This is a genomic window from Bosea sp. 124, from assembly GCF_003046175.1.
In the GTDB taxonomy this organism is placed as follows: domain Bacteria; phylum Pseudomonadota; class Alphaproteobacteria; order Rhizobiales; family Beijerinckiaceae; genus Allobosea.
This window is the reverse complement of record NZ_PZZM01000001.1, coordinates 590,891-603,837: the sequence shown is the minus strand read 5'-3', so window position 1 is coordinate 603,837 and position 12,947 is coordinate 590,891. Positions and strand designations below refer to the sequence as shown.

The window sequence follows — 12,947 nt, the reverse complement described above, 5'->3', positions numbered from 1 at the left end:
TTTACTCGATGACGATGCGTGGAGCGGACCGGACGGGCCCGCCCGCGAGCGACGCCATCACCTGCCGTGCGATCGAAAGATAGGCCTTGGCATGGGCGGAGTCCGGATCGCTCGCCACGATCGGGCGGCCGGAATCCGAGGTCTCGCGGATCGGCATGGCGAGCGGAATCTCGCCGAGGAAGGGCACGCCGAGGCGCTCCGCCTCGTGTCGCGCTCCGCCATGGGCGAAGATGTCCGAGCGGTGGCCGCATTCCGGGCAGATGAAATAGCTCATGTTCTCGACGATGCCGAGAATCGGCACCTCGACCTTCTTGAACATGGCGACGCCGCGTCGTGCATCGAGCAGCGCCAGGTCCTGCGGTGTCGAGACGATGACGGCGCCCGCCAGCGGCGTCTGCTGCGCCATGGTGAGCTGCGCGTCGCCGGTGCCGGGCGGCATGTCGACGACCAGCACGTCGAGCTCGCCCCATGCGACCTCGCGCAGCATCTGGGTGATGGCCGAGATCACCATCGGCCCGCGCCAGATCATCGGCGTCTCCTCGTCGATCAGGAAGCCGATCGACATGATCTTCAGCCCATAGGCCTCCATCGGCGCCAGCGTCCGGCCCGAGACCAGGCGCGGCTTGCCGGTGATGCCGAAGATCTTCGGCACCGAGGGGCCGTAGATGTCGGCGTCGAGCACGCCGACCTTGAGGCCGAGCGCAGCCAGCGCGACCGCGAGATTGGCCGTCGTGGTCGACTTGCCGACGCCGCCCTTGCCGGACGCCACCGCGATGATCTGCTTCACGCCCGGCACGCCGGCAGCCTTCGGCGTCGGTCCGCCGGGCGCGGGACGATGCGCCTGCTGGCGCGCCTGCGCGGCGGCGGAGGCCGGAGCCTTGTCGGCGGTCAGCCCGACGAGCACCTGCGTCACGCCGGGCAACCCTGAGACGGCGCTCTCGGCCGCCTTGCGCACCGGCTCCATCGCGCCGGCCTCGGTCGCGTCGATGCCGATCGCGAAGATCACCTTGCCGGCGTCGATCAGGATGTCCGCGATACGGCCCGAGGCGGAGAGCGATTGCCCGCTCGCCGGCAGCTTGACCAGTTCGAGCGCGCGCAGGATGTCGGCTTGGGTGACGGACACTGTCGGAAACTCCTGTCGGCAGGCGGGCCGCTGGCGCGGTCGGCCTCAGGCTCAGTTAACCCTTGCGGATGTGGAATACGAGAATCTCGCCCTGCGTGGCGCTGTGCTCGATTGCGTCGCCGGTCTCGCGCATCAGGTTGGGAATGTCGATGGCCGCCATTGGATCGGTGCATTCGACCACGAAGAGCGTCCCCGGCAAGGCGCCCTTCAGCGCCTTGCGGACCCGCAGCGCGGGCAGGGGGCATTTCAGGCCACGAAGATTGAGGGGGGTCGTGGTCATCGAGGGAACCGTGTGCGGATCGGAGCGCTTCATATGATGGCTTCTTGCATCGAGGCAACCGCGCTTGATCCTTCTCTCCCCGGGGGAGAATGTGTCTGCGTGGCATATGGATGAGGGATGTATGGCAGCGGGGCGCATTTCTTTCCCACATCCATCAGCGTTTCGCGCTGCCGCCTTCTCCCCCCGGGGGAGAAGGCGGATCGCGCCTTTCGCCCTGCTGTCGCTGCTGGCTCTGGCGCTGGTCATCCCGGCCTCGGCGCAGGAGCTCCGCGGCCATGGCGGGCCGGTGCGCGCCGTTGCGGTCTCGCCCGATGGCCGGTTCGCCATGACCGGCTCCTTCGACCAGTCGGCGATCTTCTGGGGCCTTGCCGACGGCACCGCCGAAGCGGTGCTGCGCTTCCATCAGGGCGCGGTGAATGCCGTCGTGGCCATCCCCGGCCAAGCTCCCGCCGACCAAGCCTCTGCCGGCCCAAGCTTCGCGACCGGCGCCGAGTTCGCGACCGGCGCCGAGGATGGCCGCATCGCACTCTGGCGCGGTGCCGCGGCCGAGCCGGCGCGGGTCATCGAGGGTCACAAGGGGCCGGTGGCGGCGCTGACGGTCTCGGCCGATGGCGGCCACCTCGCCTCCGCCTCCTGGGACGAGACCCTGCGCGTGACCTCGCTCGGCGACGGCACGGCGCGCGTGCTGGAAGGTCATAAAGGACCGGTCAACGGCGTGGCGTTCCTGCCGGGCGGTGGCCTCGTCAGCGCTGGCTACGACGCGACGCTGCGGATCTGGCCGGCCGATGCCGGCACCGAGCGGGTCGTCACCCTGCCGGCCCCGCTCAATGGCGTCGTCGTCGCGCCCGATGGCGAGATCGCGGTCGCGGCCGCCGATGGCCGCTTGCGCCTGTTCGGCCCCGAGGGCGAGGCGCGCGGCGAGATCGCGATCGGCGAGACGCCGCTGATCGCGCTCGCGATCTCCGCCGACGGCGCCACCATCGCCGCCGGCGGCCTGCGCGGCCAGGTCGCGCTGGTCGACCGCAAGGCCCGCACCATCCGCGCGACGCTGGTCGGGCCGGGCCTGCCGGTCTGGTCGCTCGCCTTCCTGCCCGATGGCCGGCAGCTTCTGTCCGGTGGCACCGACCGGCTGGTCCGGCGCTGGAATGCCGTCACCGGAGAGCATGTCGGCCCGGTCGTGCCGCGTGCAGGGCCAGACGTGCTCGCAGCCTTCCAGGGCGAGCGCGGCGCGCAGGTCTTCCGGGCCTGCGCCGCCTGCCACACGCTGACGCCCTCGGACGGCAACCGCGCCGGACCGACCCTGCACGGCCTCTTCGGCCGCCGCATCGCGAGCGCCCCTGCCTATGCCTATTCCGACGCTTTCAAGGCGATGGACATCGTCTGGACCAAGGAGACGGTGTCGAAACTGTTCGAGATCGGTCCCGGCGCTTACACGCCCGGCACCAAGATGCCCGAGCAGACCATCGGCTCGGCCGAGGACCGGCAGGCGCTGGTCGACTGGCTGGAGAAGGTGACGGCGGCAAAGTAGGCGAGGCTCGATCAAAAACCTCGACGTCATCCCGGACAAGCCGCGAAGCGGCGCCGCTCCGGGATCCATCGAAGGCCTCCGGAACTCTACGATGGATCCCGGAGTTCCACTTCGCTGCATCCGGGATGACGGCGCGGGTTTGACGAACGAAACGCCCTCTACTGCAACGGGTCGTCGCCGCGCTCGGCCCGCTCGCGCAGATAGTCGTCGGTCGTGCGCACATTCGGCCGCTGCGGCGAGAGATGCGGGTCGAAGCTCTCGTTGACCACCACCTCGACGCGGCAATCTTCGCACATCCGGATCACCGCGATGCGCTTGGCCGCGTCGCCCGAGAACATCCAGTGCTTGTTCTCCAGCTTCGCCGCGATCTTTTCGATGGTGCTGCGCACGCCGAAGGGCTTTGCGCAGTTGATGCAGTGGAACGGCTCTTCCTCCTTGAGCACGCGCTTGCCGCCGCGCCAGGCCTCGAAGTCGATGCGCGGCTCCAGCGTGATCACCTTTTCGGGGCAGGTTGCGGCGCAGAGCCCGCACTGCACGCAAAGGTCCTCCTGGAAGGCGAGCGTCGGCCGGTCGGGATTGTCGGAGAGCGCCTGCACCGGACAAGCGGAAACGCATGCGAGGCAGAGCGTGCAGCCCTCTGTCTCGACATGAATCGTCCCGAAAGGCGCCCGTTCCGGCAGCGCGACCGAGGCCACGGGCGTGGGCGCCGCAGCATACAGCTCAGCGATGGTCTGGCGCAGCAGCGGCCGGCCTTCGCCCATCGGCCGGAAACGCGCGGGCGCGGGCGAGACGATGCCAGGCGCGAGGCGGGCCAGCGCCGCAGCCAACTGGTCGGGATCATCGGTCTCGATCAGTCCCGCGCCGCCGGAGCCGAAGCCGAGCGCCGAGGCGAGCGTATTGGCATAGGAAAGATTGCGCTGCAGGCCGGAGAGATCGTGCTTCGGCCGGGCGCGGCCGAGAACGCGCACCGCGCTGGCCCCGAAGGACAGCGCCGCCGCGAAGGTCTCGAGCCCGATCTGCGTGATCTCGTTGACCCGCAGCGGCAGCACGCGGGCCGGCAGGCCGTCGCCGAAGCGGGCGAGCGCGTCGATCAGCGCCTCGCCATGCTCGCCGTCATGCAGCAGCACGACCGGCTCGCGCCCGCCGGCCTCGGCATAGGTCGCAAGCAGCGTGCGCAGCCGGCGCAGCAGCGCGTCGGTCGGGGGCAGGGCATAGGTCACGGCGCCGGTCGGGCAGACAGCGGCGCAGGCGCCGCAGCCGGCGCAGATTTCGGCCGAGATCGCGACATGGTCGCCATTGGGCGTGATCGCGCCGGTCGGGCAGAGTTCGAGGCAGCGCGTGCAGCCGGTCTTCTGCGAGCGGGAATGCGCGCAGAGATCGTCGTTCAGCCGGACATAGGCGGGCTTGTCGAACTCGCCGACGAGATGGCCGGCCTCCGCGACCAGTTTCTCGATCGCGGCCGGGCTGCCGGGGTCGGCGCGCAGATAACCGGCGCGCAATTCGCCGGCCGGAAACAGCGGCGTCCCGCCCGAGACGTCGATGACGATGTCGCAATGCGAGGTTGCGCCCTGGCGCGGCTCGCCGAAGACCAGCCTTGCCCGCGATGACGGCGCAGGCGCCGCATAGTCGTCGATCCGCAATTCGAAGGCGCCGAGCCAGCCGCTGGCGGCCGCGATCGTGCCCTTCAGCACTGGCGTCTCGATCACGCGCGGCGGCGTGATCTCGCCCGGGCGGCTGAGCAGGATCGTGACGTCGAGATGCTCGGCTAGCCGCTGGCCCACCGACAGCGCGACCTCGTCGCGGCCATAGACCAGGGCGACACCCTTGCTGGTCAGGGTGGTGAAGGAGACCGGAGGCATCGGCTCGGCGGCGGCGGCGAGCAGCGCCGCCATCTTCGGCCCGGTGGCCTTCGCCTCGCGCGCCCAGCCGGCGCTCTCGCGGATATTGGCGAAGACGAGTTCGCCCGCATAATCGAGATCGGCCGCGATCTCCTCGAAGAGCGGCGCCTCCTGCGTGCAGCCGACGGTGATGTTGGCGCTCTCGGCCAGCGCCCGCGTGAACAGCTCCGTCTGCGTCCGGCAGAGATGCCTGGCGGTGCGGATGTCGCTACCCTTGCAGCCGCGCGCCAGCGCCGCGCCATCGAGTGGCATCGTATCCTCGCACGAGCACACCATCAGCGTGCGGGTGGCGTCTTGCATCGTCGGCGCATCCTCGGGTGGCGGCGTTGTGTCGCCTCTCTTGCGATAATCCATGCTTATATGGAATTGGAGTGGTTCAAAAGAAACGAACGATGAGTAATTCGTCGCGCCCTCGGAGGATATTGCGATCATGGCGGTGAGCGCCCAGCGCCCGGACGATCTGCGCCGCGAGCCGGTTCTGCCGCCGGGCTTCTCGCTCGTGGCTCTGCGCGAATCGGGCGATGCCTTCGCCCATGCCTGCGCCATCGCGTCGGAAGCTGGCGCTGCGACGCTGGTCTGGACGCGGCGCTTCGACATCGTCGAGTTCGCGGTCGTGCTGGAGCCGGAGAGCCCGCTCGGAGAGGCGCGGCTCGCCCAATACCTCGCGATGAATGCACTGGCCGACGCGCTGGCCGTCCACAGCCCTCCCGAGCGGCCGATCTTGTTCCGTTGGCCGGACGCGCTGATCTACGATCTAGGCCTGATCGGCGGCGGCAGGCTGGCCTGGCCGGAGGGCTGCGGCGAGGACACTGTGCCGGACTGGCTGGTCTTCGGGGCGATGTTGCGCGCCACGACGATGACGCCCTTCGCGGCAGGGCATGTCGGCGTCGGCATGGCCGAGGAAGGATTCGAGGAGGTCGATGCGGTCGATCTGATCGAGGCCTTCGCCCGCCATCTGATGCTCAGCGTGACGCGCTGGCAGAGCGACGGCGCGAAGGCGACGGCCCTGCGTTGGCTCGACCGGCTCGACAAGGTTCCCGGCACCCGCCACGGCATCGACCCCAATGGCGACCTCGTCGTGACGACGCAGGCCGGCACCGGGCGCCGCAGCCTCGTCGAGGCGCTGGCGCGGGTTGACTGGCTCGATCGCGAGAGCGGCGGGCCGAAGCTGTGAGCGCCGTCAAGCTGCCCCGCGCCATCCGGCTCGACCCGTCCGACACCTTCGTGTTTCGCCGCGCGGCCGAGCCAGGCGAATGGCTGGTGACCGGCTCCTTTCTGTTCGGTCAGGCCGACCCGACCGGGCTCGATCCGAAGGCGCGGGCGGCCTTCCGCTCCGGCTTCCTCGGCGTCGCGAGTTTCGGCTGGAGCACGCTGGCGGTGGTGACGGATGCGACCGAAGCCGAGCGCGAGGCCGCCATCGCCCAGCTCGCCGGGCATCTCATCGACAAGCTCGGCGCGCCTGATCTCGCCACGGCGCGCGCGGCGGCGGCCGAGGAGATCGCCTTTGCCGCCTCGCTCTGCGATCATCCGGCCCAGACACTGCTCGCGCTGCACCGGACGCAGGAGGATGGCGAGATCCGCGAGCGCTTCCGCACCCTGACGCCGCGCGACGCGGGCCAGAGCGAGGGCTTCCGCGCCTTCGAGTTCCTGGAGGTGGCGGGCGAAGATGACGGGCCCGCCGAGCAGGTCGATCTCCTGAGCCTTGGAAAGCCTCGATGAACCGCGAAGAGACCGGGCTGGCATGACGCATTTCTGGGCCACATCGGGCCATCTGCTGCTGGACCGCGAGCCTGGCGGCGGCCTGCGGGTCACCGATGATTTCCTCAAGGCTTATCTGGCGCGGCCCGAATTGCTGCCGCCGGACGAAGCCTGCGACGCCGAGCGCGCCTTGCATGCGAAGCTGATGCAGGAGCCGCAGGCCGAGATCGCGCCCGCCGATGTCGCGGGCATCCTCGACGAGGATGCCCGCGAGAACTGGCGCTTCATGCTGGGCTGGCGCGACCGGCTCCTGGCCGCGCCGACGCTGGAGGCCGCCTATGCCGGCATCATCCGCGAAGGCGCTGTCAGCATTCCGCCGCTGTTCCTCGACCAGCTCGTCCACGTCATCCTGCGCGCGGCGCTCGACGAGGTCGACGACCCCTATGTCGCGCGCGCCGCCGAATGCCTGTTCCGGCCGCAGCGTGTCACCCATCACGAGAACACGATCCTGCTCGCCGATGCCGACATCATCGAGGGCCACGAGGCCGATCGCCACGCCTCGCCTTTGCTCGCGATGCTGGGAGGTCCGGCCGCGACCTCGCTCGACATTCTGAAAGCCGCCAATGCCGACCAGTACTGGCAGCGCTCGGACGGCTTCGACATGGTGCTCGATCTCGGCGGGGCGCCGTCGGGGCGTGCGGCGCTCGGCCAGGCGCTGCGCCACTGGGTCCGCCAGATCCATGGCTTCGATGTCGCGATCACGCCGCTGGAAAAGGTCAAGGACGCGGACTGGCGCTGGTTCGTCGGGCTCGACGCACAGGCGACGGGCATCGGCAACGCGCTGTGGCAGGGCGAGACGGTGAGCGAGGAGGCGCTGTCGCGCGTGCTCGCCCTCTACAGGATGACCCTGCCTGACGACGTCCCGGTCTTGCCGGCGGCCAAAGGCAAGCCGATCTATCTGGTCATGGCGATGTCGCCGGACAGGATCATGCGGCTGAAGCCGCAGAACCTCGTCACCGGCCTGCCGCTCGCGATCCGCGAGATGGCCAACTGAGGACGGAAGCATGACCCAGCAGCACATCGAGGTCGGCATCGTCGTCGAGCGTCGCACGGTCGTTTCGCCCTGGATCGATCACGCCTGGACGCCGCTCGCCATCCTGCCCGAGCCGCCGGCGCTCGCGCCCTGGACCGAGCTGCCCGGTACGCCCGACCGGCGCAGCATTTATCTCGGCCCCGCCACCCTGACGCTGCATTCGGTCGACACCGCCCATTTTCGCGAGAATTTCCAGGCCGGTCGCGCCAGGCTCTGGGTCGCGATCCGGCCGACCGGCATCGAGCCGGAGATCGAGTTCGTCGGCGTCACGGCGGACCCGTTCGAGGGCGAGGTCTATGCCGAGAATGTCGGCGACGTCGTCGAGGCGCTGCCGATGCCGCAGGCCATCGCCGAGCAGGTGCTGGCCTTCTTCGAGGCGCATCATGTCGAGCGCGAATTCATCAAGCGCAAGCGCACCGAGCACGATCCGCGCAAGGGCGCCGCGCCGCGCCCCGACCCGGGAACGCGCCGGCGCGAGGACGAAGCATGAGCGCCGATGCGCCCGAGGATGAAGGCTTCCTGAGCCGCTGGTCGCGCCGCAAGCGCGCGGTGGCCGAGCCTGAGGCTCTGCCGGAACCATGCGCGGCCGGGCTGCCCGAGGACGCAACGATGCCGGCCGCCACGGCCGACGTCGCCGAGCCGCCGTCGCTCGACCTCATCGACAAGGATTTCGACCTCGCGCCGTGGCTCAAGCAGAACGTGCCGGAGACCTGGAAGCTGGCGGCGCTGCGGCGGGCCTGGGAGAGCGATCCCGCGATCGCCGGCTTCGAAAATCCGGCCCGTGACTACGCGCTCGACTGGAACACGCCGGGCGGAGCGCCCGGCTACGGCCCCCTGACGGAATCGGACGATGTCGCCGCGATGGTGCGCGGCATCTTCGGCGAGGCTCCCGAGCCGGAAGCACCCGTCATCGCCGCTGACGAAGCGACAGGCGGCGTGATGCCGCATCAACTTTCGTCTAATGACGAAGGTGTGAAGTTGGATGCTGCAGCGCAAGAAGACGGGTCTTCGCACGCAGAGTTGGCGGCCGTCCGATTGAGCGGCGACGCTGCAAGCGCTGGCGATACCGGCTCTGCTGCACCGGAAATAGCGCCGCCGGTCTATGCTGCGGTGCAAAATTCGCCCGAGCCGAAGGACGTTTCCGTGCGGATTCGCAAGCGTGGAGGTGGGGCAATTCCAATCTGAATCGAGATTGGAATGATTGTATTTATGAGTGATAAGCAGGCATTATCACTGCTCAAGGATCGGGCGGCTGCTTTCGCCGACGATCGCGAAGAGGACGATGGCCTAGCCTGATGCGCGACCCGGCACTGGAAAAAGCGATCGGTAGCGTTGGTGGCGTCAGGGCTCTGGCGCGCAGCCTCGGCATTTCGCAGCCCGCGATCTCGAGCTGGAAGCGTGTCCCGGCCGATCGCGTCCTCTCCGTCGAGGCGACCACCGGCATCTCCCGCAGCGACCTGCGTCCCGACATCTATCCGCCTGCAGGCCGGTCCCAGATCGCAAGGCCGGAAGCGCTCGACGAGATCGACGAGGCGCGCGCCCGTGAATGCGAACTGATCGGCGCTCTGCTCTGGCGCGCGCCGACCGCCGAGACTATGGCGGCGCTGCGCGGCCTTCAGGGCGACGCCTCGCCGCTGGGCATGGCGCATCTCGCCCTGGCCGAGGCCGCCGAGGAGGCGACCCCCGCGAGCCTGCGCGACGAGTTCTTCGAGCTTTTCATCGGCGTCGGCCGCGGCGAGCTTCTGCCCTATGCGTCCTATTACCTCACCGGCTTCCTGCATGAGCGGCCGCTCGCTCTCGTGCGCGAGGACATGGGCAAGCTTGGCCTGGCGCGGGCCGAGCGCGCCGGCGAGCCCGAGGACCATATCGCCGTCCTGCTCGACATCGTCGCGAAGCTGATCCGCGGCGAGGTTGCGGCCGAGGGCGTCGATGCCGAGCGCTTCTTCGCCCGGCATATCGAGGCCTGGGGCGAGCGCTTCTTCGCCGATCTGGAGGTCGCGAAGGCTGCGAGATTCTACAAGGCTGTCGGCCGTCTCGGCAGCTTGTTCCTGTCGATCGAGACGCAGGCGGCGAGGCTGCCGGCATGACGACGAAGATCGCGAAGCACCATGCGTGGGAGACGACGATGTCGAAGACCAAAGAGCCCGCAAAGCCCGCGGTCGACCGGCGCAGCTTCTTCAAGGCGCTCGGCGCCGGTGCCACGCTGGCCGCGACGCCGGCCATGGTGACGCCCGCCGCCGCCGTCGACCCCGGCAAGGACGAGACCAAGGCGCGCTACCGCGAGTCGGAGCACGTCAAGGATTTCTACCGGGTCAACCGTTACTGAGAGGCCGAGAACCATGCTGATCAAGCGCAAAACGGCCGATGTCCAGCGCGGCCGCCTCCAGTCGGCGATCGCCGGCCTGTCTTCCGGCGTCATGGACCGCCGTGCCTTCCTGCGCCGCTCCGGCCTCGTGGCGGGCGGCGTCGTGGCCGCTGGCGCGCTCCAGATCGGCTCGGTCCGCAAGGCGGAGGCTGCCGGCATTGGCCCTTCGACGGGCACCAAGATCATCAAGAACATCTGCACCCATTGCTCGGTTGGCTGCACGGTCAAGGCCGAGGTCAACAACGGCGTCTGGGTCGGCCAGGAACCGGCCTGGGAGAGCCCGATCAACCGTGGCTCGCATTGCGCCAAGGGCGCCTCGGTGCGCGAGCTGGTCCATGGCGACCGCCGCATCAAATATCCGATGAAGCTGGTCGAGGGCCAGTGGCAGCGCATCTCCTGGGACGTCGCGATCAATGAGATCGGCGACAAGATGATGCAGATCCGGGCCAAGTCCGGCGCGGATTCGGTCTACCTGCTCGGCTCGGCCAAGTTCTCCAACGAGGGCGCTTATCTGTTCCGCAAGTTCGCGGCCTTCTGGGGCACCAACAACGTCGATCACCAGGCGCGCATCTGTCACTCCACCACGGTCGCGGGTGTTGCCAACACCTGGGGCTACGGCGCGATGACGAACTCCTACAACGACATCCGGAACTCCAAGACGATCCTGTTCATGGGCTCGAATGCGGCCGAGGCCCACCCGGTCTCGATGCAGCACATCCTGTCCGGCAAGGAGCTCAACCGCGCCAACGTCATCGTCTTCGATCCGCGCCTGACCCGCACGGCCGCGCATGCGACCGACTATATCCGCATCCGCTCCGGCACCGACATCGCGGTGATCTGGGGCATGATGTGGCACATTTTCAAGAACGGCTGGGAGGACAAGGACTTCCTCGCTGCCCGCGTCTACGGCATGGACGACGTCCGCAAGGAGGTCGAGAAATACGACCCCAAGACTGTCGAGGACATCACCGGCGTGCCGGAAGCGCAGATGAAGCGCGCCGCCGAGACCTTCGCCAAGGTCAAGCCCGCGACCTTCATCTGGTGCATGGGCGTGACGCAGCATTCGGTCGGCACGGCCAATGTCCGCGCCATCTGCAACCTCTTGCTCGCCACGGGCAATGTCGGCGGCATGGGCAACGGCGCCAACATCTTCCGCGGCCACTGCAACGTCCAGGGCGCCACCGATTTCGGCCTCGATATTTCGAATCTGCCTTGCTATTACGGCCTGGTCGAAGGCGCCTGGCGCCACTGGGCCCGTGTCTGGGACGTGCCGTACGACGATTTCGTCACGCGTTTCGACGAGGTTCCGGCCAAGGGCGGTCGCCCGGCCCGCACCCGCAAGGCCAATATGGAGACCTCGGGCCACACCTCGACCCGCTGGTTCGACGCCGCCAATCTGCCGGCCGAGCAGGTCGACCAGATGGACAACCTCAAGGCCATGTTCGTCATGGGCCATGGCGGCAACACCATCCCGCGCATGCCCGATGCGGTGAAGGGGCTGGAGAAGCTCGAGCTTCTCGTCGTCGCCGATCCGCACCCGACCAACTTCGTCTCGCTCGGCGGGCGCAAGAATGGCACCTATCTGCTGCCGATCGGCACGCAGTTCGAATGCTCGGGCTCGCGCACCTGCTCCAACCGCTCGGTGCAATGGGGCGAGAAGATCGTCGAACCGATCTTCGAGGCCGCGAGCGACTATTTCGTCATCTACAAGCTGGCGCAGAAGCTCGGTTTCGCCGAGCCGATGCACAAGAACTTCGAGATGATCCAGGGCAAGTACGGCGCCGAGCCGTCGGCCGAGTCGATCCTCAAGGAGATCAACCGGGGTGGCTGGTCGACCGGCTATACCGGCCAGTCGCCGGAGCGCCTCAAGCTCCACATGGAGCACCAGGACAAGTTCGACCTGGTATCCTTGCGCGGCGCTGTCGGTTCGCCGGTCGAGAACGACTTCTATGGCCTGCCCTGGCCGTGCTGGGGCACGCCGGAGCTGAAGCATCCCGGCACGCACATCCTCTACAACACCTCGCTGGCGGCCAATAACGGCGGCGGCACCTTCCGGCCGCGCTTTGGCCTGACCCGCGAGCGCACCTTGCCGGATGGCAGCAAGGTCAACGATACGCTGCTGGCCGAGAACGGTTCCTACTCGCTCAATTCGGAAATCCGGGACGGCTATCCCGAATTCACCATGGGCGTGCTGAAGAAACTCGGCTGGGATGCCGACCTGACGCCCAAGGAACTCGAGACCATCACCTGGATCGGCGGCAATGCGATCGATGCGGTGAACTGGGCCAACGACCTCTCCGGCGGCATCCAGCGCGTCGCGCTTGCCCATGGCTGCGTGCCCTATGGCAACGGCAAGGCCCGCGCCAACGCCTGGAACCTGCCCGATCCGGTCCCGACCCATCGCGAGCCGATCTATTCGCCGCGCGTCGATCTCGTCGCCAAATGGCCGGCTCGCCCGGACGAGCGCACCCTGCGCATCCCCAACCTGCACACCTCGGTCCAGAAGGCCGCGGTCGAGAAGGGCATCGCCAAGTCCTTCCCGATCGTCCTCACCTCGGGACGCCTCGTCGAATACGAAGGCGGCGGCGAGGAGACCCGCTCCAACCGCTGGCTGGCCGAATTGCAGCAGGACATGTTCGTCGAGATCAACCCGGCCGACGCGACGGCGCGCGGTATCAAGGACGGTGCCTTCGTCTGGGTCTCCGGCCCCGAGAACAACTCCAAGGCGCGGGTCAAGGCGCTGGTGACCGAACGCGTCGGCAAGGGGGTGGCCTTCATGCCCTTCCACTTCGGCGGCTTCTACCAGGGCACGGACCAGCGCGGGAACTACCCGAAGGGGACGGACCCGATCGTGCTCGGCGAGTCGGTCAACATCGTCACCACCTATGGCTACGACCCCGTGACGGCGATGCACGAAGGCAAGGTCACGCTCTGTCAGATCGCGGCGGCGTGAGGAGGAACT

General features: G+C 68.4%; 12 protein-coding genes. 9 read left to right on the top strand and 3 right to left on the bottom strand.

The annotated features are described in order from the left end of the window. Nucleotide 1: 1 nt before the first annotated feature. Complete coding sequence (locus tag C8D03_RS02885) at nucleotides 2–1,123, bottom strand: Mrp/NBP35 family ATP-binding protein (RefSeq protein ID WP_108044922.1); 1,122 nt, start codon at nucleotides 1,121–1,123, stop codon at nucleotides 2–4. A 55-nt stretch (nucleotides 1,124–1,178) separates the two neighbouring features. Beyond that, nucleotides 1,179–1,403 (bottom strand): sulfurtransferase TusA family protein, encoded by a 225-nt coding sequence (locus C8D03_RS02880; protein ID WP_248308326.1) that lies wholly within the window; start codon nucleotides 1,401–1,403, stop codon nucleotides 1,179–1,181. A gap of 121 nt (nucleotides 1,404–1,524) precedes the next feature. On the opposite strand from C8D03_RS02880, the gene C8D03_RS02875 reads away from it, so the two are divergent. Beyond that, entirely contained in the window at nucleotides 1,525–2,931 is a 1,407-nt protein-coding gene (locus C8D03_RS02875; RefSeq protein WP_108044920.1) for a c-type cytochrome, read from the top strand. Nucleotides 2,932–3,089: 158 nt separating this feature from the next. On the opposite strand, the gene C8D03_RS02870 is transcribed toward C8D03_RS02875, so the two are convergent. After that, a complete protein-coding gene (locus tag C8D03_RS02870; RefSeq protein ID WP_248308325.1) occupies nucleotides 3,090–5,129 on the bottom strand; it encodes a 4Fe-4S binding protein in 2,040 nt (679 codons plus the stop codon). 130 nt (nucleotides 5,130–5,259) lie between these two features. On the opposite strand from C8D03_RS02870, the gene C8D03_RS02865 reads away from it, so the two are divergent. The 8 genes from C8D03_RS02865 (at nucleotide 5,260) to C8D03_RS02830 (ending at nucleotide 12,938) form a co-directional block, all read left to right on the top strand. After that, nucleotides 5,260–6,003 carry a biotin/lipoate--protein ligase family protein gene (locus C8D03_RS02865; protein ID WP_108044919.1) on the top strand — a complete coding sequence of 248 codons (744 nt, stop codon included), beginning with the start codon at nucleotides 5,260–5,262 and terminating at the stop codon, nucleotides 6,001–6,003. Next, nucleotides 6,000–6,548 carry a DUF6505 family protein gene (locus C8D03_RS02860; protein WP_108044918.1) on the top strand — a complete coding sequence of 183 codons (549 nt, stop codon included), beginning with the start codon at nucleotides 6,000–6,002 and terminating at the stop codon, nucleotides 6,546–6,548. Before C8D03_RS02865 ends, C8D03_RS02860 begins: the two co-directional genes overlap by 4 nt. Nucleotides 6,549–6,570: 22 nt before the next feature. Beyond that, nucleotides 6,571–7,581: a DUF6352 family protein gene (locus tag C8D03_RS02855; RefSeq protein ID WP_108044917.1), complete on the top strand. Its 1,011-nt coding sequence runs from the start codon at nucleotides 6,571–6,573 to the stop codon at nucleotides 7,579–7,581. A gap of 10 nt (nucleotides 7,582–7,591) precedes the next feature. Continuing rightward, entirely contained in the window at nucleotides 7,592–8,110 is a 519-nt protein-coding gene (locus C8D03_RS02850) for a DUF3305 domain-containing protein (protein WP_108044916.1), read from the top strand. Then, nucleotides 8,107–8,805 (top strand): DUF3306 domain-containing protein, encoded by a 699-nt coding sequence (locus C8D03_RS02845; protein ID WP_108044915.1) that lies wholly within the window; start codon nucleotides 8,107–8,109, stop codon nucleotides 8,803–8,805. The genes C8D03_RS02850 and C8D03_RS02845 overlap by 4 nt, the downstream gene beginning before the upstream one ends. Nucleotides 8,806–8,915: 110 nt before the next feature. After that, nucleotides 8,916–9,707: a Cro/CI family transcriptional regulator gene (locus tag C8D03_RS02840; RefSeq protein ID WP_108044914.1), complete on the top strand. Its 792-nt coding sequence runs from the start codon at nucleotides 8,916–8,918 to the stop codon at nucleotides 9,705–9,707. Next, nucleotides 9,704–9,946 carry a formate dehydrogenase gene (locus C8D03_RS02835; RefSeq protein WP_465246425.1) on the top strand — a complete coding sequence of 81 codons (243 nt, stop codon included), beginning with the start codon at nucleotides 9,704–9,706 and terminating at the stop codon, nucleotides 9,944–9,946. Before C8D03_RS02840 ends, C8D03_RS02835 begins: the two co-directional genes overlap by 4 nt. 13 nt (nucleotides 9,947–9,959) lie before the next feature. After that, entirely contained in the window at nucleotides 9,960–12,938 is a 2,979-nt protein-coding gene (locus C8D03_RS02830) for a formate dehydrogenase subunit alpha (RefSeq protein ID WP_108044913.1), read from the top strand. The last annotated feature ends 9 nt before the right edge of the window (nucleotides 12,939–12,947 follow it).

What these genes read in the sequence shown, in the direction of transcription:
- C8D03_RS02865 (WP_108044919.1), top strand. Translation starts at nt 5,260, where the DNA reads ATGGCGGTGAGCGCCCAGCGCCCGGACGATCTGCGCCGCGAGCCGGTT.
- C8D03_RS02835 (WP_465246425.1), top strand. Translation starts at nt 9,704, where the DNA reads ATGACGACGAAGATCGCGAAGCACCATGCGTGGGAGACGACGATGTCG.
- C8D03_RS02875 (WP_108044920.1), top strand. Translation starts at nt 1,525, where the DNA reads ATGGCAGCGGGGCGCATTTCTTTCCCACATCCATCAGCGTTTCGCGCT.
- C8D03_RS02845 (WP_108044915.1), top strand. Translation starts at nt 8,107, where the DNA reads ATGAGCGCCGATGCGCCCGAGGATGAAGGCTTCCTGAGCCGCTGGTCG.
- C8D03_RS02870 (WP_248308325.1), bottom strand. Translation starts at nt 5,129, where the DNA reads ATGCAAGACGCCACCCGCACGCTGATGGTGTGCTCGTGCGAGGATACG.
- C8D03_RS02850 (WP_108044916.1), top strand. Translation starts at nt 7,592, where the DNA reads ATGACCCAGCAGCACATCGAGGTCGGCATCGTCGTCGAGCGTCGCACG.
- C8D03_RS02840 (WP_108044914.1), top strand. Translation starts at nt 8,916, where the DNA reads ATGCGCGACCCGGCACTGGAAAAAGCGATCGGTAGCGTTGGTGGCGTC.
- C8D03_RS02855 (WP_108044917.1), top strand. Translation starts at nt 6,571, where the DNA reads ATGACGCATTTCTGGGCCACATCGGGCCATCTGCTGCTGGACCGCGAG.
- C8D03_RS02830 (WP_108044913.1), top strand. Translation starts at nt 9,960, where the DNA reads ATGCTGATCAAGCGCAAAACGGCCGATGTCCAGCGCGGCCGCCTCCAG.
- C8D03_RS02880 (WP_248308326.1), bottom strand. Translation starts at nt 1,403, where the DNA reads ATGACCACGACCCCCCTCAATCTTCGTGGCCTGAAATGCCCCCTGCCC.